This window comes from Rhizobium sp. 18055 (assembly GCF_902706285.1).
Taxonomy (GTDB): domain Bacteria; phylum Pseudomonadota; class Alphaproteobacteria; order Rhizobiales; family Rhizobiaceae; genus Rhizobium.
On record NZ_CACSKD010000001.1, the window covers coordinates 368,879 to 388,934 of the forward strand.

Sequence of the window (20,056 nt, forward strand, 5' to 3'; positions counted from 1 at the left end):
GGAAACAACCGCCCAGCGATCCGGATCAGTCGCGGCTGGTATAAAGCGCACTGGAACGCTCGAGATGCTTCAGGATCGCCGCCTCGGCGCCATCAGGATCTTTGGCGGTCAGACAGTCGACGATCTGTTCGTGCTCGACCAGCGTGAACTTCTCCTTGCCGGTCCAGATCAGCATGTCGGTATGATAGGCCTTCAGCCACGCCAGCATGGCCTCGCTCACCGCAACGAAGATCGGGTTGCGAGAGATCTGCGCGATCCGGGTATGAAACTGCATATCGGCCGAGATGAACTCTTCCGCATTGCCAAGCGCCCGACGCTGATGCTCGAGGATTTCCCGGAGGTCGGCAATATCGTCGCTCGTCGTCTTGATGGCAGCCTCACGCGCCATGCCGCGCTCGAAGAATATCCGGGTACTTTTCAGGTGTTCGAGGGAGTCGGCTGACTGCGACAGCATGATCTTCGCCGTCAGATCGACCTGGCGGAAAATCGACTTGGCCGTCAGTTGCAGCACCTTGGCGCGCTCGCCGTGGGAGATATTGACCAGCCCCATGCTCGACAGCGATTGCATCGCCTCCCGGATGGCCGGCCGGCCGACACCGAACCGCTCCATCAGCACGCGCTCGGATGGCATCTCGTCACCGGGACGAAGTTCGCCCGAGGTGATCATTCTCTCCAGTCGATCAAAAACTTCATCGGACAACTTGCGACGGACGATCTGTTCGACTGGCTGGTTCATGGTCTCTCGCTGACTCACAGGTTCCCTCCCTTATGCATGTTCGCGCGCCGGCAAGAAAGGCCGTCATCTGGATTAGCTCTGTCGTCCTTCGAAAATTTTTATTGCAGAAATTGGAATACTCATTATACCAGTTCGCGAGTTGGCGCCATGGCAAACTTCGGCCTTGGCAGGTGGAGCAACGAGACCTCATGATGATCACAGTTACTTATCGCATTGAAACGACCGGCAGTGTCGAGGCGATGGCCGCCAAGATCGCCAGCGATCAATCGACGGGCACCTTCGTGCCTGTTCCCGGTGAGACCCAGGAACTCAAGGACCGTGTTGCCGCCCGCGTTCTGGCCATCCGCCCCCTGCCCGACGCCGATCACTCGACCTGGCCCGAGATTGCGCCGGGGCACGGCCGCATCCACCGCGCTGATGCCGATATCGCCTTTCCGCTGGATGCCATCGGCACCGACCTCTCGGCGCTGATGACAATCGCGATTGGCGGCGTGTTTTCGATCAAGGGCATGACCGGCATTCGCATCGTCGATATGAAGCTGCCGGAAGCGTTTGCCTCGGCGCATCCAGGCCCGCAGTTCGGCCTTCCCGGCACCCGCCGCCTCACCGGCGTCGAGAAGCGGCCGATCATCGGCACCATCGTCAAGCCGGCCCTTGGCCTGCGCCCGCATGAGACCGCCGCCCTGGTTGGCGAGCTTATCGAATCCGGCGTCGATTTCATCAAGGACGACGAGAAGCTGATGAGCCCGGCCTATTCGCCGCTCAAGGAGCGCGTCGAGGCGATCATGCCGCTGATCCTCGATCACGAGCAGAAGACCGGCAAGAAGGTGATGTACGCCTTCGGCATCTCGCATGCCGATCCCGACGAGATGATGCGCAACCATGATCTGGTGCTGAAAGCCGGTGGCAACTGCGCCGTCGTCAACATCAATTCGATCGGCTTCGGCGGCATGAGCTTCCTGCGCAAGCGCTCCGGCCTGGTGCTGCACGCCCACCGCAACGGCTGGGATATCCTGACGCGCGATCCGGGTGCCGGCCTCGACTTCAAGGTCTACCAGCAGTTCTGGCGTCTGCTCGGCGTCGACCAGTTCCAGATCAACGGCATCCGCATCAAGTACTGGGAACCGGACGACAGCTTCGTCGAATCCTTCAAGGCCGTCAGCACGCCGATGTTCAGCAAGGCCGATTGCCCGCTGCCGGTTGCCGGCTCCGGACAATGGGGCGGACAGGCGCCCGACACCTACCAGCGCACCGGTCGCACACAGGATCTGCTGTATCTATGCGGCGGCGGCATCGTCAGCCACCCGGGCGGCGCGGCCGCAGGCGTGCGCGCCGTGCAGCAGGCGTGGCAGGCCGCGGTCGCCGATATCCCGCTCGACGAATACGCCAAGGATCACCCGGAACTCGCAGCCTCGATCGCGAAGTTCGGTGACGGCAAGGCAGCCTGAGACATGACCAAGCCTCTTCTCACCTACTACGGCGACGATTTCACCGGCTCCACAGACGTCATGGAGGCGCTCGCTTCCAATGGCGTACCGACCGTGCTGTTCCTCGGCATTCCCAGCGCCGAGACGGCGGAGCGCTTCGCCGACTATCGCGCTTTCGGCATTGCCGGCACCAGCCGCAGCGAAACGCCGGAATGGATGGACGCGCATCTGCCTGCGATCTTCGAATGGCTGAAGGCGCTTGATGCCGATATCTGCCATTACAAGGTCTGCTCGACCTTCGATTCCAGCCCTGCGATCGGCAATATCGGCAAGGCGATCGAGATCGGCAAGGCGCTGTATGGCCAGCCGATGGTGCCGGTTATCGTGGGCGCACCGCAGTTGAAGCGCTACACCGCTTTCGGAAACCTGTTCGCCGCCTATCAGGATCGCTTCTACCGCATCGACCGTCACCCAGTCATGAGCCGCCACCCTGTGACGCCGATGGCGGAAGCCGATCTGGCGCTGCACATGGCAAAGCAGACATCACTGCCGGTCGCTCTTGCCGACCTGGTGACCACGGCTGCAGCCGATGCCGACCAGCGTGTCGACACGATCATCGCAGACCTCTCGGGCATCCTGCTTATCGATGTGGACAGCGCGCAATCTCAAGCCGCTGCCGGCCGACAGCTTTGGCGGGCGAAACGCGACGGCGGCCTGTTCACGGCCGGCTCCTCCGGCGTCGAATATGCATTGCTGCAAGCCTGGAAAGCCGAAGGCTTGCTTGGCTCGCCGTCGATATTTGCCGAGCCCGGCAAGGTCGAGCGCATGGCCGTGGTGTCAGGCAGCGTGTCGCCGACCACAGAACGGCAGATCCACACGGCAACGCAGAACGGCTTCGACGCCATTGCCGTCGATCCGCTTGATCTTGCCGGCGAAAATGGCGAGCAAGCCATCGAGGCGGCCGTTGCCTCTGGTGTCGAACGCCTGAGGTCCGGCCGCAGCGTACTGCTGCACACCGCCCATGGACCATCCGCCGACAGGGGCACCGATATCGATCGCATTCCCGGCGCGCGTCATCGGCTCGGCTCTGCGCTCGGTATCATCCTGCGCCGGCTCGTCGAGACCGAAAAGCTGAGCCGCGCGGTCATCGCCGGTGGCGACACCTCGAGCCATGCGTTGCAGGAACTGCGTGTCGATGCGCTGACCACCCTGCTACCCCTGCCGCAGACACCGGGTTCGCCGCTCTGCACGGCGCATGGCAACTACGCGCCCACCAACGGCCTGCAGATCGCGCTCAAGGGCGGACAGGTCGGCACCGACAATTACTTCGCACAGATACGCGACGGAAGAAGGAGCTAGGCATGCGTTACTGGGTCGGCACCAGCTTCAAGATGAACAAGGTTCTCGGCGAGGCACTGTCCTTCGCCGAACGGCTCGCGGCCGCCGATGGTGACCGCCATCAGGACATCCAGCGCTTCGTCATTCCATCGTTCACCGCGGTACGCGACGTGAAGAAGGCGCTGGGGGAAAGCTCCGTCAAAGTCGGCGCGCAGAACATGCATTGGGATTCATCAGGCGCCTGGACCGGCGAAGTCTCCGCGCCGATGCTCAAGGACTGCAATCTCGATATCGTCGAACTCGGCCACTCCGAGCGCCGCGAGCATTTCGGCGAGACAGACGAGACCGTTGGCCTCAAGGTCGAAAGTGCGGTCAAGCACGACCTGATCCCTCTGATTTGCATCGGTGAGACGCTGACTGAGCGCAATGCAGGCGACGCAGATGCCGTGCTGAAGCGGCAGGTGGAAGGGGCGCTATCGCGGGTCACCGGTGCCGAACAAGATGCGACCATTCTGCTCGCCTATGAACCCGTCTGGGCAATCGGCGTCAACGGCATTCCGGCAACTGCCGATTATGCCGACGAGAGGCACGCCCGCATTGCCGATGTGGCAGCCAGGGCGCTCGGCCGCGTCGTGCCGGTGCTCTACGGCGGCAGCGTCAACCCTGACAACTGCGAGGAACTCATCACCCAGCCGCATATCGACGGCCTTTTCATCGGCCGCTCGGCCTGGGCCGTCGAAGGCTATCTCGACATTCTGAAGCGCGTTGCCGCGGTTATCTGATCGCAGCAACCAGGCCCCTTCATCCAGCCCCCGAATGATTGAAAGGACAAAACCCATGAAAATCGCCATCGGAGCGGATAACGCCGGCAAGCCCTTGCTTGACGTGATTGCCGCCCATCTCGCCGGCAAGGCGGATCTTGAGGTCCACGATCTCAGCCAATCCGGCTTTTACGCCGACCTGTCTCAGACCCTCGCCCAGACCATTGTCGATGGCCAGCACGAGCGCGGCATCCTGATCTGCGGCACCGGCATCGGCGTGTCGATCTCGGCCAACAAGGTGCCTGGCATCCGCGCTGCACTGACCCACGACACCTATTCGGCCGAGCGCGCGGCGAAGTCCAACAACGCCCAGATCATCACGATGGGCGCACGCGTAATCGGGCCGGAACTCGCCAAGTCGATCGTCGATACCTGGCTGGCTTCCGAATTCGATCCAAAGGGCTCATCCGCAGCCAATGTCGAGGCGATCGATCGCCTTGACTCGGTAAAGTAGTACTTATTGTGGCGTGGTGATTGACTCATCATACCAGCAGCGTTAACAATCCGATAAAAACCACGAGGTGAAGGAAACATGACTTCAATTGCTCTCTTTGGCGCCGGCGGCAAAATGGGTTACCGGCTCGCGAAAAACCTCAAGGGTTCGCGCTTTGACGTCCGTCATGTCGAAATCAGCGATGTCGGCAAGGCGCGTCTGAAGGACGACCTCGGCCTTTCTACCGTTGATGTAGACACTGCCCTCGACGGCGTTGACGTCGTCATTCTGGCCGTTCCGGACACGCATATCGGCAAGGTTGCCGCGGGCATCTCCGAAAAGCTGAAAGCCGGCACCATGGTCGTCGCTCTCGACGCCGCCGCGCCGTTTGCCGGCCACCTGCCTGAGCGCGCTGACCTGACCTACTTCGTCACGCACCCATGCCATCCGCCGATCTTCAACGACGAAACCGAAATGTCGGCCAAGAAGGACCACTTCGGCGGCCTGTTTGCCAAGCAGCACATCGTTTCGGCGCTGATGCAGGGTCCGGAAGACGCCTATGCCGTCGGCGAAGAAATCGCCAAGACCATCTGGGCACCGGTCATGCGTTCGCACCGCGTCACCGTCGATCAGATGGCGATGCTGGAGCCGGGCCTGTCGGAAACCGTTGCTGCCTCGCTGCTCGTCGTCATGAAGCAGGCGATGGACGAATGCGTTTCTCGCGGTGTTCCTGAAGAAGCCGCCCGCGACTTCCTGCTCGGCCACCTGAACGTGCTCGGCGCCGTCATCTTCGGCGAAGTCCAGGGCGTGTTCTCGGACGCCTGCAACAAGGCTATCGAATTCGGCATTCCCGCCCTGATGAAGGACGATTGGAAGCGCGTCTTCGAACCGAAGGAGATTGCTGACAGCATTCAGCGTATTACCTGATACCGATCCCGGGAGGGGGCAACCCCTCCCCATTCACCGCCCTGCTGGGAACAGGGCTTTCATTGGGAGGAAACCATGAGATTGACACGTAGACTGACCGTCGCTGCCTTCGTCAGCGCGCTTGCACTCGGCACTGCCATGCCTGCCTTTTCGGCAGACCTGATTGCCATCATCACCCCCGCACACGACAATCCGTTCTTCAAGGCCGAGGCCGTCGGTGCCGAAGCCAAGGCCAAGGAACTCGGCTACGAGGCGCTTGTCATGACCCATGACGACGACGCCAACAAGCAGTCCCAGATGATCGACACCGCCATCGGCCGCGGTGCAAAAGCCATCATCCTCGACAATGCCGGCGCTGACGCCACTGTTGCTGCGGTGAAGAAGGCCAAGGATGCCGGTATTCCGTCGTTCCTGATCGACCGCGAAATCAATGCCACCGGCGTCGCCGTCGCGCAGATCGTTTCCAACAACTACCAGGGCGCCCAGCTCGGAGCGCAGGAATTCGTCAAGCTGATGGGCGAGAAGGGCAATTATGTCGAGCTCGTCGGTAAAGAGTCCGACACCAATGCCGGCATCCGCTCGCAGGGCTACCATGACGTCATCGACGACTATCCGGATCTGAAGTCGGTCGCCAAGCAGTCGGCCAACTGGAGCCAGACGGAAGCCTATGCCAAGATGGAAACCATCCTGCAGGCCAATCCCGACATCCAGGGCGTCATATCAGGCAACGACACGATGGCCATGGGCGCCATCGCAGCGCTCCAGGCTGCCGGCCGCAAGGACGTGATCGTCGTCGGCTTCGACGGCTCCAACGATGTCCGCGACTCGATCAAGTCCGGTGGCATCAAGGCCACCGTGCTGCAGCCGGCCTTCGCCCAGGCGCAGATGGCTGTCGAACAGGCTGACGCCTACATCAAGACCAAGACCGCACCGAAGGAAGAAAAGCAGCTGATGGATTGCGTTCTCATCAACGCAGACAATGCCAGCAAGCTCGAAACCTTCGCCGTCTCGAAGTAACGACGGTCCAGGCCAATGGCGAAGAGCGCGATAGCAGCGCTCTTCGCTTTTTATCCTATCCCATCATATTGGAGTTTACTGGATGGCGATGGTCAGACGCGTGGTCGTGATCGCAATGCTTGCGCTGGCACTGCCGGGCTGCAAAATCATCAAGACGCCGACAGCAGAAGAAAAGGCCGCCGATGCCGCCAAGAGCGCGTTCGATCCTGCCGCAAAGGTCGAGGCGATCTGGCAGTCGCAGGCTATTCCCTATCTGCAGAAGCGCGCCGGCGACCTGAAGGACGTCGTGGCACTTTCCGCGTCGAGCCCGGATGAGGCCGGCGCGAAATACGGCAACACGCGCAAGCAGGCCAGCGCTCCCTGGACCTATGCGGTCAAGCTCACCGGCAAGGTTGTCGCGGCCGATACCGCCTCGCGAGCGGCAACACTCGACGTCGATATGGACGGCGATGGCAAGGCCGATGCAAAGGTGCAGATCGGCCCCGCGGTCCGCGGCACGGCCCTGCGCGACACGCTCGAATTCGTCAATTTCAACGAATTCAAGAACCAGATCGAATGGGCGCAATTCGGCAAGGCGTTCAACGAGAAGATCAACACGGCCCTGCTGGCTCCGCTGCCGCGCGACGGGCTGAACGGCAAGACCGTGACGGTCACCGGCGCGTTCCCGCTGCCGGCATCCGGGCAACTGCCGCTGATTACGCCTGCCGAACTGACGGTGGGGCCGTAGCGATGGCCGAACCGATCCAACAGGACATCATCCTGCGCCTCGATGACGTGTCGAAGGTCTATTCCGGCATCGTCGCGGTCAAGCGTGCCAATCTCGAGCTGCGGCGCGGCGCGGTCAACGTACTGGTCGGCGAGAACGGCGCCGGCAAGTCGACACTGATGAAGATCATCGCCGGCGTCGAGCGCCCGACGCTTGGGCGCATCATTCTCGATGGCGAACAGGTGTCGTTCGACAGCCCAGCCGACGCCCAGGCAAACGGCATCGGGATGATCTTTCAGGAACTCAACCTGTTTTCCAACATGACGGTGGCGGAAAACATCTTCGCCACCCGCGAGATCACCCGCGGCATTCGCGGCATCGATCACAAGGCCCAGATCGAAAAGGCCAATGGATTCCTGGACCGCCTGGATGCCGGCATCAATGCCGAGACCATGGTCGAGGATTTGCCGATCGGCCAGCAGCAGCTGGTGGAGATCGCCAAGGCGATGTCGCTCAATGCCCGCATCCTGATCATGGACGAACCGACCTCGGCCCTGTCTGCAGCGGAAGTCGAGATCCTGTTCAAGGTGATTGCCGAGCTGAAGGCGTCGGGCGTCGCCATCGTCTACATCTCGCACCGGCTGGAAGAGCTGATGCGGATCGGCGATTACATCACCGTCCTGCGCGACGGCCAGATCACCGGCCAGGCCATGGTGCGCGACATCGACACCAAGTGGATCGTCCGCTCTATGATCGGCTCGGACGCCAAGGATTTTGCCAAGGCAGACGATCATGCGCTCGGCGCCGAGGCATTTCGCGCCGAAGAGATCAGCCTGCCGCGGCGCACCGGCGGCCTTGCCGTCGATCACGTCTCACTTTCGGTACGATCCGGCGAGATCCTCGGCATCTACGGATTGATGGGAGCCGGACGCAGCGAATTCTTCGAATGCGTCATCGGCCGGCACAAACACTCGACCGGCAAGATCTTCATCGACGGCGAGGAAGTCCGCGCTAGGGATACCACGCGGCGGATCAGGCGCGGCCTCGCCCTCATCCCCGAGGACCGACAGCGCGAGGGGCTGGTGCAGGTGTTGTCGATTGCCAGCAACCTGACGCTTGCCAGCCTCGAACGCTTCACCCGGATCTTCCACATCAAAGCCGGCGCCGAAAAAGAGGGCATTCGCGACATGATCCGCGATCTGTCGATCAAGGCGCCGAACCCCGATTTCGAAGTCACCTCGATGTCCGGCGGCAACCAGCAGAAGGTGGTCATCGGCAAGGCGCTGATGACCCACCCCAAGGTTCTGCTGATGGACGAACCCAGTCGCGGCATCGATGTCGGCGCCAAGGCGGACGTGTTCCGCACGATGCGGAGACTGGCCGCCAACGGCCTTGCAATATTGTTTTCAACCTCCGACCTTGAAGAGGTCATGGCCCTTTCCGACCGTATCGCCGTTCTCAGCAACGGCAAACTGGTCGCCGTCTTCGACAAGAGCGAAGCGACGGAAGAAGCCATCATCGCGGCATCCGCCAAGGGTCACGGACATACAGGAAAGATCGCGTCATGACGGCGGACACCTCTTCCACTTTCGGGGCCAAGCTGTCGAGCGGCTCCATTTTGCTGACGCTGATGAAGCTCAGGACCTTTATCGCGCTGTTTGCGGTGATCATCTTCTTCGCAATCTTCGCGCCGAACTTCACATCGACGGCGAACATGATCCTGATGTCGAAGCACGTCGCGCTCAACGCCTTCCTGGCGATGGGCATGACCTTCGTCATCATCACCGGCGGCATCGACCTTTCGGTCGGCTCGATCGTCGGCCTGTGCGGCATGGTCGCCGGCGCGCTGATCCTCAACGGCGTCGAGCTGCCGATCGGCTATACGGTGTTCTTCAATATCTACGAGATCGTGCTGATCACGCTTGCCGTCGGCCTGGCGATCGGCCTGATCAACGGATTGCTGATCACCAAACTCAACGTCGCGCCATTCATCGCGACGCTCGGGACGCTCTATATTGCCCGCGGCCTGGCGCTGCTCTCTTCCGATGGCCAGACCTTCCCAAATCTGGTCGGCCGTCCGGAATATGCGACGACGGGCTTCGACGTCTTCGGCGCCGGGCGCATGCTGGGCCTGCCGGTCTCGATCTGGATTTTGATCGTGCTCGCGCTCATTGCCGGTTACGTGGCGCGCTCGACGCCGATCGGCCGGCATATTTTTGCGGTCGGTGGCAACGAGCGTGCGGCACGCATGTCCGGTATCCGTGTCGATGTGGTCAAGATCTTCGTCTACATGTTCTCAGGGCTGTGCGCAGCGATCGTCGGCCTGATCATCTCCTCGGAGCTGATGGCCTCGCATCCGGCAACCGGCGAAAGCTTCGAACTGAACGCGATTGCCGCAGCGGTGCTCGGCGGCACGTCAATGTCGGGCGGGCGCGGGACGATCGGCGGGACGATCATCGGCGCCTTCGTTATCGGCATCCTGTCGGACGGTCTGGTGATGATGGGCGTTTCATCTTTCTGGCAGATGGTCATCAAGGGCCTGGTGATTATTATCGCGGTGGTCGTGGATCAGGCACAGCGCCGTCTGCAGCAGCGCGTGACCCTCATGCAAATGGCAAAGGCAGGCTAAGCAATGACGGAATTGAATGGCGCACTCATCGGCTGCGGTTTCTTCGCGGTCAACCAGATGCATGCGTGGCAGGATGTGGCTGGTGCCTCGATCGTGGCGATCTGCGATCGTGATCCGGAGAGGCTAAAGATCGTCGGCGACCAGTTCGGCATCGAACGACGCTACAGCGATGCAGCGCAGATGTTTGCCGATGGCGGCTTCGATTTCGTCGACATCGCCACCACCGTCCAGAGCCACCGCGCGCTGGTGGAAATGGCCGCCGCCCACGAGGTGCCGGCGATCTGCCAGAAGCCATTCGCCAAGACGCTCGATGACGCCAAGGCGATGGTCAAGGTCTGCGCCGATGCCGGCATCCCACTGATGGTGCACGAGAACTTCCGCTGGCAGACACCGATCCAGGCGGTGAAGAAAGTGCTGGAAGCCGGCACGATCGGCCAGCCCTTCTGGGGCCGCTTCTCGTTCCGCTCCGGCTATGACGTCTTCTCCGGACAGCCATATCTGGCCGAAGGCCAGCGCTTCATCATCGAGGATCTCGGCATCCACACGCTCGATATCGCCCGCTATATCCTCGGCGATGTTGCCTCGCTCAGCGCCCGCACCAAGCGGGTGAACCCTGACATCAAGGGCGAGGACGTCGCGACGATCCTGCTCGACCACGAAAGCGGCGCCACATCGATCGTCGATGTCAGCTACGCCTCCAAGCTCTCGACCGAGCCTTTCCCGGAGACGCTGATCGAGATCGACGGCACCGAAGGCAGCATCCGGCTGTCGCAGGGCTATCGTCTCGAAGTGACCGGCAGACACGGCACCGAGGTTTCCGACGTCTCGCCGACGCTGCTCTCCTGGGCATCGCGCCCCTGGCACAATATTCAGGAAAGCGTCTACGCCATCCAGCAGCATTGGGCCGAACGCCTTGCCGCAGGTGGCGAGACCTCCACCTCGGGCGCTGACAACCTGAAGACACTCGCCCTTGTCGAAGCCGCCTATGACAGTGCTGCCAGCGGCCAGACGGTGGATATCGCGGCCATGCTGCGATGAGTGCCGAAACCGATGCGTTTCTGATTTATGGGACAAGAGAGGTCGAGCCTCAGCCGGTACGGCTGATGGCCGGCAAGCTGACGGCGGATCTCAGCGGCGGCAACCTGCGCACCATCACCTATGACGGTGTCGAGGTGCTACGCGCGGTCTCCTATCTCGTGCGCGACCGCGACTGGGGCACATACGCGCCGCAGATCGCCGATATGACGATCGACCAGACGGACAACGCCTTTGCCGTCAGCTATGTCGCGCATTGCGAAGGCCCCGATGGAACCGACCTCACGATCCGGGTCCGAATTTCCGCCGAGGCCAACGCGCCGCTGATCTTCGCGGCCGATGCTCTCTCCAAGACAGGCTTCGAGACCAACCGTTGCGGCTTCTGTATCCTGCACCCGATCGTCGGCGTTGCCGGATCGCCGGTGACGGTCGAGCATGCCGACGGGCTGCGGGTGGAGACGCGTTTTCCGGACCTGATCGAACCCTGGCAGCCGTTCAAGGATATGCGCGCCATCACCCACACAGCCATGCCTGATGTGACCGCCGAGTGCATCATGGAAGGCGATGTGTTCGAGATGGAGGACCAGCGCAACTGGTCGGACGCATCCTACAAGACCTATGTTCGCCCACTCGCCCTGCCCTGGCCGTACCGGATACCGGCAGGTGAAGCGGTCACGCAGCGGATCGTTCTTGGTATTACCGACAAGCGCGCAAAACCGTCCTCGACCTCGGTCGATATCCACCAGCCGCCAGTGATCCTCGCACCCGGCGAGCACCACGGCCGGATGCCGGCGATTGGCATCGTCGTCACTCCTGAAGAGGCCGATGCGGTGCTTGAGGCGCGCGGCATGCTGGCAGAGATCAACCCTCAGGAATTGCTCTTCCATTTCGATCCGGCAGCGGGACACGACGCACAGGCTTTCAAGCGCTTTGCAGCCGTTGCAAGGCTTCATCTCGGCTCATCGACGCTGGAAATTGCCTTGCCATGCAAACGGCCCGTTGAAGTAGAAACCCGAGAGATCGCGGCCCTGATGCGGGACGCAGACTTCAAGCCGGATGCGATCATCATATCGCCGTCGGTCGATCGGCAATCGACGCCACCAGGCAGCCAATGGCCGGAATGCCCGCCGCTTGAGCAGATCTATGCCGCCGCCCATGCCGCTTTTGCGGATATCCGGATCGGTGGCGGCATGCTGAGCTATTTCACGGAGCTCAACCGCAAGCGTGTGCCTGCCGAACCACTTGCGTTCATCAGCCATTGCACCAACCCGATCGTGCATGCCGCCGATGATCTCAGCGTCATGCAGACGCTGGAAGCTCTGCCCTTCATCACACGATCGGTACGCGCTATCTATGGCGACAAGCCCTACCGCATCGGCCCATCGACCATCCCGATGCGGCAGAACCCCTACGGCAGCCGGACCATGGATAATCCCAACAATATCCGCATGCCGATGGCCAACAGCGACCCCCGGCACAACGGCCTTTTCGCCGAAGCATTTGCGATGGGCTACGTCGCCAGGGTTCTGGAGTCCGGGCTGGAATGCCTGACACTGTCGGCGCTGACCGGAAAGTTCGGCCTGCTTGCCGGCGAGGGTGAACCCGTTGCCGCCGGTGGCCGCCGCCCGCTTTTCAAGGCGGTGCAGGCTTTGGCCGGCCTTGCCGGCTGCGAATGGGTAGAATGCTCGTCCTCCGGTCCTTCACGGGTCCTGGCGTTCGTGACAAAGGCGCCGGTCGGTGCAACTCTTTGGATCGTCAACGTCACCAGCAGTGATCAGCAGGTCGATCTTGGTTCTTTCAGACGTTCAGACAAATTGATGGGTGGCGTGCTATCTCTTTCACCCTATCAGGTAACATCCATCACGCTTGCAGATTGATCTTGCGTCGCGAGAGCCTGGACACCAACACGCTTGTCAATGTGAATCGCCAGCAAGGATCGGCGCGTTCGGGCGACCTGTCGCTCGGTCATATCGGCCCGGTGAAGCATCAGAAACCGTGGCTATATCGCGGATATACCGTGTCACCCGGCGCGATTTCTTCGATGGAAACGATGCGCCGGATGGCTGAGTTGGCGGGTAACCTTACCAGCTAACCAAGCAATCGGCTTTCGGTTGCAATGGCCCATTAGGCACGGCATCAGAGACACAGCGGCCCCAAACGCCGTGGTCCGTGGGGTACGGACCGGTAGGCTCGTCCCAGCGGGGCTGGGACGGGCTTCCAATCTCGTGGTTGGTATGTCGCGACAGATTGCAAGCCAACAGCCAACGAGCAACTGGCTGTGCATTGCTAAACGCAAACAGTTCTCTTGGCTGAAACGTAGCTGGATGATCGACCGGCCGGCGCGTGTCATACGTGTCTAAAGACCCTTTGCCAGCACCTGCTGACATCCCGGCGACAGACGTGCAGCATTCTCCCTCAGGCACGCGATAGCCCGGCCGCCGCCAAGCGGCGTTGACTGGCAGAACCGGCGGAAATCGGGGCCGCAGGTTTCCCTGACAAGAATGAGCTCCTCCCTCGGTGTAAAGGAGGGCATCTGACCACGCGGGTTTGCCGCCGGCATTGCGGTTGCGGCAGGCGCGACCACCGGCGGCTGAGCGGGCGAGCCCGAGCCAGCCGCGGGCGCCGGCGCGCCCGGCCGCACAGCCACGGGCGGCACAGCCGTCGTCTTCGGCTTTGCAGTGGTGATTGCCGACACCGCCTTGCGGCAACTGTCCGAGAGCGTCGCACTGTGCTGCTGCAGGCACGTCAGCGCCTCGATCCCACCGGGTTGGACGCCAGAGCATTGCGCAATGAAATCGGATCGGCAGTCAGATTTGACCGCGTTGCGCTGTTGCGCCGTCGGCTGCTGCGACACTGCCGTGTCGCCAGCAAACAACACGATGCACAGTGAAATCAGTGCTGACGCGACCGGTCGTTTGCCCCGGTTGCTCGGCGGCCTAGAAAGCAGATCTATACGCATTCCCTCCCCCAGCATTTTGAACGTCATGCACAAAGCGTCACCGGACCAGAGCGACCGCGCCAGCTGGGCGAGCCGCTGGCTCTCATGCAGAGATGCAATATTAGTATATGTTAATTAATATGGTTCCGCTAGCTCGCGCATGCCACCCAAATCCGCAATCACGGCAGTAGACACGCAACTTGCGACAAACGCCGAGCGTCGTGTCGTCCTAGTTCGAAGCAGTGCGCCGGGAATGAGCCTGACCAGAACTCGTCGCGATATACGCGCTGGCCGGAAATTCGTCCCGTCCACGCCCTGCAAATACGCGGGCGCGCTCGTTTGCCGCCGCCTGCAGCAACTCGGCAAAAACACCAAGACTGATTTTGTCCGCGCGCAGCATCTGGCGGATCAGCGGGTCTTTCAGAACTTCCGACATGGTCATGTCATGCATGGCCGCACTCCTTGGTTTGGAGATTGCGATTTAGCACGGCCGTGTAACGGCCCGATGTCCGGAGCGTGGCAGGAAGAAGGCAGCCGTTTCATAGCGAGCAGCTCTGCAACTACGGGGTCCCGCAGGTTGCCTTCCTGTCAACAGATGAACATTTTCTTATCGACAGTACCGAAACGACGAAATCTGGCCTGTTCACGACACCGCTGAGGCGTTAGACGCCTGTTGACCGCATCTTTTTTCCCCGATGTGGGTCCAAACTCTGGCCTCGCATTCGCGAGGCTTTTTTTCTTTGATGCATGCCCTACGAGAATAGATCACCAAATCAGTGGATAGATCCCGCGCAGTGTTGAACTTTTCGCTCGTCTGATGGACGATCAAAGGAATGCGAGGGAGGCTCACAAAAATGAAATCAGGGTTGGGGACGATTACCATTGCCGACGACGGACATAGCGGCCACGTCGCTTATGAACTCGGAGACAAGGATGGCATGTTGTTTGCTGGCGAGGAGCTTCTGCGTCGCGCAAAGGCAGCGAAGCGGGTGACGCTGGCTCCGCTCTCCATGCAGGCGGAACACAAGATACGAATCGGAAATGTGGATGCGAGCTCCGCCAATTTCCTTGTCCTGCCTTAGTTAAACTCCAACTGGCTCCGGTCTGCCACCGACACAATGATCAGCGATGCCGGTTCCGGCCTTCAGTGGGACGCGGCCTATGCGCAACTCCCGGCAGTGCCTTAGCACCGGCCGCCGGGAGTAGTGAAGCCGCCCCATTCAAAGAGCGACGAAAGCCTCTTCAGCAAGGTCGTAGACACGTCGGAATGCGGCTTCGGCACCTGCGATTGCTTGCTGCTCGTCTTCCTGCGTCAGATCGACACCATCCAGTGCGGCCGTGAAGGTACGCCAATGCAGACCGCGCCCTTCAGGTGCACCCGCCAGGTGACGCGCGCCGAAGTTTTCGTCGAGACCGAGTTTGGCAGCGTATTTCAGCAGGAAGGCTGCCCCGAGGTTCGACCCTTCGATCACGTAGATCCAGCCAAGCATTTCCCCAAGACCGACATCAGCGCCGTTCACGAACCTCGGATCGGCCTTGGCCGCAGGCACGCCGACGCCGAGATCAGTCATGTCCCGCTCAATCAGGCCAAGCCTGCGGCGACCTTTGAGGTCCGGTAGCAGTGCATCGAGCTTTCCATCGAAGAACAATGCATCAAGGTCGCGATGGAACAGATACTGCATCTTCAGGAAGCGACCATAGTGGCCGCGGTCGGCAAAGGGGTTCAATTGCATGATGCGCTTGTCGAGCCGCTCATGGGCGTCGTGTGTCGCATTCTTCAGCCGTTTTGTGCGGCTCTCTTCGGTCATCGGAGTCTCTCTTTTGCAATCGACATGAACATCACGTCCTTTAGAAGCGAGTAGCCGCTCTGCAAAAGCGATGCAACATCAATCATTTAGAATGGCTCTAAGGCAACCATTCGGAGATATCACCGATAAATGGATGTTTACGAACGCGTTACGCAACGCTGGCGTTCTGCCGCGTGTTTTCCGTTCGGCGACATCCGTCAGGAGATGACCGCAAGCCGCCACTTGATGCTGGCATTCACACCGGTGGCAACCGCGACGCCACCGGTCCATATCGAACATGGTCGCCGGAAATTCACTTCAGGAATTCGGCGCGATGCGGTGTGAACGTATCGATCAGGCGTCCCGGCTCCAGCGCCCTCACGCCGTGCACCAGATCGGGTGGAACGATGAAACTGCCGCCCTTCAGCAAGGTTTCCGTCCGACCGTCGATCGTCACTTCGAAGCTGCCCTCCGCGACATAGCTTGCCTGGATATGCGGGTGCGAATGCTTTGCGCCAATCGCGTCCTTCTCGAAAACGACCTCGACCATCATCATTTCAGGCAGGTAGGCCATGATCCGGCGGGTGACACCCGGTTCCGGGCTGACCCAATCACCGTGGTCGGCAGATATGAACAGATCACCTGATGTCATTGCGCAAGCCTCGTTTCAACTCTTCGATCGTTACTTCTCGGTGCAGTTGGCATGATCGATCGCTCTCCCTGCGATATTGAATCCATCTGACGACCACAGCCAAGCATGTGTGCATCGCCTGATCTGTTCCTCTGCCAGCAACGTGTCAGCGCTCTGCACCGCTTGCCCGTTCAACCGCCGCTCTCAACTCTGCGCCAGAATAGGGCTTCCTCAACAGCAGCGCCGAAGACGGGGCATGTGCCGGCAAGCTTTGTTCGCCGGTGGCAAAGACGACGGAAATATTGGGTTGTGCCGCCAGTATGCGAATAGCCAGATCCACCCCATTGATATCGGGCAATCCAATATCGGTGATCAGGATATCAATGTCGTTCGTCTGCAAGAACGAAAGTGCCTCGGCGCCGTCTGCGGCTTCAGTCGGCTCATGACCCATCTCGATCAGCATTTCTGCCATATTGGACAGGATGAGGAAATCGTCTTCGACGATCAGTATCCGGGGCTTGCCCGACGTTTCCTTCGGCGACGGCTGCAACGACATCGCCGGTGCGGACGCCTGCTCCTGCTGCTTGCGGTTGGCAATCACATGGCGAAGCCGGCGTGCCAGGGCCTCTCGGCTATAGGGCTTCGACAGCAACTCTACACCAGGGTCGAGCCTTCCGCCGTGGACGATCGAGTTTTCTGTGTAACCTGAGGTGAAAAGCACCGCCACGCCGGGCAATCGCTCCTTGGCACGCCGCGCCATCTCGCTGCTTTTCAGCGGGCCCGGCATGACGACATCGGTGAAGATCACATCGATCGGCACGCCGCTCTCGATCACGTTCAGCCCTGCCTGGGCGTCCTTGGCCGTGAGCACGCTGTAGCCCAGATCAGACAGTGTCTCGACCACGGTGGAGCGAACCTGCTCATCATCCTCGACCACGAGGACGGTTTCGCTGCCGCCGACGACGGGTCCGTTATGGACGGCAACTTCGCGGTCTTCGTCGGCGACAGAGCGCGGCAGGTAGATCCTGACCGTCGTTCCCTGATCCACTTCACTATAGATTTTGACATGCCCGCCGGACTGCTTGACGAAGCCATAGACCATGGAGAGACCGAGCCCGGTCCCCTTGCCTTCCGGCTTGGTCGAAAAGAACGGTTCGAACACCTTGTCCAGGATCTCCGGCCGCATGCCGGATCCGGTATCGGTGACGGCGAGCATCACATATTGGCCGGGCAGCACTTCCTGGTGATTGCGGGCATATTCCTGATCAAGGGCGGCGTTGCCCATCTCGATGGTCAGTTTGCCGGAGCCACTCATCGCGTCGCGGGCGTTGATGGCGAGATTGAGCAGCGCGTTTTCCACCTGCGTCGGGTCGGCATAGGTGTTCCACAGGCCACCGCTGGTCACGACTTCGACCTCGACGGCTTCGCCGAGCGACCGCCGCAACAGATCGTCCATTCCGCCGATGAAGCGCGCGATGTTGATGACCCGCGGCTCGAGCGCCTGCCGGCGACCGAATGCCAGAAGCTGGCTCGCCAGCTTCGCCCCACGATTGACCCCGGCCAGCGCATTGGCAAGGCGGCGCTGCGCCTGTTCGTTGCCCGCCATATCCTTGGACAGAAGCTGCAGATTGCCGGAGACCACCTGAAGCAGGTTGTTGAAGTCATGGGCGACACCGCCCGTCAACTGACCGATCGCTTCCATCTTTTGCGCCTGCTGCAGGGCGCGTTCGGCCTGATGGCGCTCGGCGATCTCCGCTTCGACCCGAGCCTCAAGGCTCTCGTTCAACTGCCTCAACTGCTCCTCAGCCCGGATACGGTGCCGCACCTGCCGCTCGAGACTGGTCGCGTGCTCCTGCAGGCTGGCCTCCGCATCCCGCTGTTCGGTGATATCGGTGTGGACACCGACCCATTCTTCGATCTCGCCCGACGCATCGAGGATCGGAACGCCGCGAATGGCAAAGCTCCTATAGATCCCGTCGGCGCGCCGCACCCGGTGTTCGTAAATATAGGTTTTCTTCGCGGCGACCGCAGCCTTCCAGCTTTCGACTGAGCCGGCCTGATCGTCAGGATGAACGGCATCCGCCCAGCCGTAACCTTGATAGGTCTCGAAGGACTGGCCCGTCAACGCAGACCATGCCGGCTGCTCCCCGAGCATGCGACCATCCGCAGCATTGGTCCAGATGACGCCATGCACCGCGTTGACCGCTGCGCGGAAGCGACCATTGCTGCGCTGAAGGGCGATCTCGGATTGTTTGCGATCCTCAATGTCGATCATCACGACATAGATGCCATCGATCTCATCCGTCGATGTCTGCCGGGGGACATAGCGAATTTCAGCGGTGCGGCGCACCCCATCCGGTCTGCCGACAGGGGTATCGGTGATGATCCGCTCACCCGCCATCGCCCGCTCGATCAAGGGAAGGCGGGCCTTATAGTTCGCCTCACCGACAACCTCGGAAACATGCTTGCCGACCACCGCGTTGGCGTCGAGGCCGAACCATTCCCTGTAGCCCTGGTTTGCGAAGCGGTAGACATGGCCTCGATCGATGAAGCCGACAAGGATCGGCAGTGCGTCGGTCAACCGCCTGAGTTCCTCGCGGCTGTCCGCAAGCTCGGCGACTGCCTTCACCTTTTCGGTATTTTCCAGAACCGTGCAGAGAACGCCATCGACCTTGCCGTCATCGTCATAAATCGGCGTGTAGAAGAGATCGAACACGACCTCCTCGGGCAGACCGTTGCGATTGAGGACCATCTTCTGGTCGCGATAGGACTGAACTTCGCCGCGGAACCCGGCCTCGAGGATCTTGCTGTTCCAATCCCATATCTCCGGCCAGATGCCGGGAACCGTCGCACCGAGCGCACGTGGGTGGTAGTTGCCGGCAATCTCGACATAGCCGTCATTGTAGATCATCACATGATCGTCGCCCCACATCAGAACCTGCGGGATCGGCGAATTGACGATCGAGTTGACCTTGATCCTGAGGTTCTGCGGCCATGCGTTGATCGGACCCAGCGAGGTCGACGACCAGTCGAAATTCCGAACGAGTTCTCCGGTTTCGCCACCGCCGATGGGCCATTGGCCGGACGTGAACTGATAATGCATAAAGCCACCAAGAAACGAAGAATTCCCATGTTTCATAGGCGACGGGAATGATCCTGTCCATGGGGGAGACGGCCGGCGAAATCTCGCAATGTGCGCGAGGAGATGCAGATCGCGCTCTGCCGCAGAACCGACCTTTACGGCATGCCAGCTGCGTGGCAGAGATGACGCATTGATGCTCGGAGACAGGAAAAGACACCTCCAAAACTCATCATCAGCTTTTTCATTTAAGCTGACGCTGCTATGGGAGCATGATGTCGTCCGGTATAAAGAGGAAACAGGCGAGATGAACGACAATGTCATTCAGTTCCGCAAACCCAAGCCGCAGAAAACGCCCAAGGCACCGCCACCGTGGCTCCGCAAGGTTCTGACGGTCGTCGCCGTGATCGCGGTATTCGTGGCAGCTTGGGCCTATTTCAGGCTGACAGCCTGAGGCCGAGGCACCACCCGGCTTTCGAATGAAGTCGTCCCTGCCGGACGCCATGCGGCTGGCGAGTGAGGCAGGCCCACTCATCCAGCCGACCGTATCGA

The 20,056-nt window shown here is 60.9% G+C and carries 20 protein-coding genes; 14 read left to right on the plus strand and 6 right to left on the minus strand.

The genetic code is table 11. The annotated features are described in order from the left end of the window. Positions 1-25: 25 nt before the first annotated feature. The gene (locus tag GVL52_RS01650) at positions 26-736 is read right to left on the minus strand and encodes a transcriptional regulator NanR (protein WP_160003512.1); all 711 of its coding nucleotides are present in this window, start codon (positions 734-736) and stop codon (positions 26-28) included. 188 nt (positions 737-924) lie between these two features. On the opposite strand from GVL52_RS01650, the gene oiaX reads away from it, so the two are divergent. The 12 genes from oiaX to GVL52_RS01710 all read left to right on the plus strand — a co-directional run bounded on the left by oiaX (position 925) and on the right by GVL52_RS01710 (position 13,161). Beyond that, complete coding sequence (gene oiaX, locus GVL52_RS01655) at positions 925-2,184, plus strand: 3-oxo-isoapionate-4-phosphate decarboxylase OiaX (protein WP_160003513.1); 1,260 nt, start codon at positions 925-927, stop codon at positions 2,182-2,184. Positions 2,185-2,187: 3 nt separating this feature from the next. Then, a complete protein-coding gene (locus GVL52_RS01660) occupies positions 2,188-3,522 on the plus strand; it encodes a four-carbon acid sugar kinase family protein (RefSeq protein ID WP_160003514.1) in 1,335 nt (444 codons plus the stop codon). A 2-nt stretch (positions 3,523-3,524) separates the two neighbouring features. After that, on the plus strand, positions 3,525-4,283 hold the full coding sequence (locus tag GVL52_RS01665; RefSeq protein WP_160003515.1) for a triose-phosphate isomerase: 759 nt from the start codon (positions 3,525-3,527) through the stop codon (positions 4,281-4,283). 55 nt (positions 4,284-4,338) lie between these two features. Next, the gene (locus tag GVL52_RS01670) at positions 4,339-4,776 is read left to right on the plus strand and encodes an RpiB/LacA/LacB family sugar-phosphate isomerase (RefSeq protein WP_160003516.1); all 438 of its coding nucleotides are present in this window, start codon (positions 4,339-4,341) and stop codon (positions 4,774-4,776) included. 78 nt (positions 4,777-4,854) lie between these two features. Then, positions 4,855-5,682, plus strand: coding sequence for a phosphogluconate dehydrogenase C-terminal domain-containing protein (locus tag GVL52_RS01675; protein WP_160003517.1), 828 nt, complete (start codon positions 4,855-4,857; stop codon positions 5,680-5,682). A gap of 75 nt (positions 5,683-5,757) precedes the next feature. Further along, on the plus strand, positions 5,758-6,699 hold the full coding sequence (locus tag GVL52_RS01680; protein WP_160003518.1) for a D-ribose ABC transporter substrate-binding protein: 942 nt from the start codon (positions 5,758-5,760) through the stop codon (positions 6,697-6,699). Between the two features lie 82 nt (positions 6,700-6,781). Further along, a complete protein-coding gene (locus GVL52_RS01685; RefSeq protein ID WP_160003519.1) occupies positions 6,782-7,426 on the plus strand; it encodes a DUF2291 family protein in 645 nt (214 codons plus the stop codon). Between the two features lie 2 nt (positions 7,427-7,428). Then, entirely contained in the window at positions 7,429-8,973 is a 1,545-nt protein-coding gene (locus tag GVL52_RS01690) for a sugar ABC transporter ATP-binding protein (RefSeq protein ID WP_160003520.1), read from the plus strand. Continuing rightward, positions 8,970-10,034, plus strand: coding sequence for an ABC transporter permease (locus GVL52_RS01695; RefSeq protein ID WP_160003521.1), 1,065 nt, complete (start codon positions 8,970-8,972; stop codon positions 10,032-10,034). The genes GVL52_RS01690 and GVL52_RS01695 overlap by 4 nt, the downstream gene beginning before the upstream one ends. Positions 10,035-10,037: 3 nt before the next feature. After that, on the plus strand, positions 10,038-11,072 hold the full coding sequence (locus GVL52_RS01700) for a Gfo/Idh/MocA family protein (protein ID WP_160003522.1): 1,035 nt from the start codon (positions 10,038-10,040) through the stop codon (positions 11,070-11,072). Beyond that, on the plus strand, positions 11,069-12,946 hold the full coding sequence (locus GVL52_RS01705) for a hypothetical protein (RefSeq protein WP_160003523.1): 1,878 nt from the start codon (positions 11,069-11,071) through the stop codon (positions 12,944-12,946). Before GVL52_RS01700 ends, GVL52_RS01705 begins: the two co-directional genes overlap by 4 nt. Before the next feature lie 2 nt (positions 12,947-12,948). Continuing rightward, complete coding sequence (locus GVL52_RS01710) at positions 12,949-13,161, plus strand: hypothetical protein (protein WP_160003524.1); 213 nt, start codon at positions 12,949-12,951, stop codon at positions 13,159-13,161. Positions 13,162-13,425: 264 nt separating this feature from the next. Here the strand turns inward: GVL52_RS01710 and GVL52_RS01715 are convergent, their stop codons facing one another. Continuing rightward, complete coding sequence (locus tag GVL52_RS01715; protein WP_160003976.1) at positions 13,426-14,028, minus strand: cysteine rich repeat-containing protein; 603 nt, start codon at positions 14,026-14,028, stop codon at positions 13,426-13,428. Positions 14,029-14,236: 208 nt separating this feature from the next. Then, positions 14,237-14,458 (minus strand): hypothetical protein, encoded by a 222-nt coding sequence (locus GVL52_RS01720; RefSeq protein ID WP_160003525.1) that lies wholly within the window; start codon positions 14,456-14,458, stop codon positions 14,237-14,239. A gap of 403 nt (positions 14,459-14,861) precedes the next feature. Here GVL52_RS01720 and GVL52_RS01725 point away from each other — a divergent pair, with 403 nt between their 5' ends. Then, positions 14,862-15,089, plus strand: a complete 228-nt coding sequence (locus tag GVL52_RS01725) for a hypothetical protein (RefSeq protein WP_160003526.1) — start codon at positions 14,862-14,864, stop codon at positions 15,087-15,089. Between the two features lie 138 nt (positions 15,090-15,227). On the opposite strand, the gene GVL52_RS01730 is transcribed toward GVL52_RS01725, so the two are convergent. The 3 genes from GVL52_RS01730 to GVL52_RS01740 form a co-directional block, all read right to left on the minus strand. Beyond that, positions 15,228-15,815 (minus strand): biliverdin-producing heme oxygenase, encoded by a 588-nt coding sequence (locus tag GVL52_RS01730; protein ID WP_160003527.1) that lies wholly within the window; start codon positions 15,813-15,815, stop codon positions 15,228-15,230. Positions 15,816-16,107: 292 nt separating this feature from the next. Further along, positions 16,108-16,446, minus strand: a complete 339-nt coding sequence (locus GVL52_RS01735) for a cupin domain-containing protein (RefSeq protein ID WP_160003528.1) — start codon at positions 16,444-16,446, stop codon at positions 16,108-16,110. Between the two features lie 145 nt (positions 16,447-16,591). Continuing rightward, positions 16,592-19,528, minus strand: coding sequence for a PAS domain-containing protein (locus GVL52_RS01740; RefSeq protein WP_160003529.1), 2,937 nt, complete (start codon positions 19,526-19,528; stop codon positions 16,592-16,594). Between the two features lie 283 nt (positions 19,529-19,811). On the opposite strand from GVL52_RS01740, the gene GVL52_RS30295 reads away from it, so the two are divergent. Further along, positions 19,812-19,958, plus strand: coding sequence for a hypothetical protein (locus GVL52_RS30295; protein ID WP_200847739.1), 147 nt, complete (start codon positions 19,812-19,814; stop codon positions 19,956-19,958). The last annotated feature ends 98 nt before the right edge of the window (positions 19,959-20,056 follow it).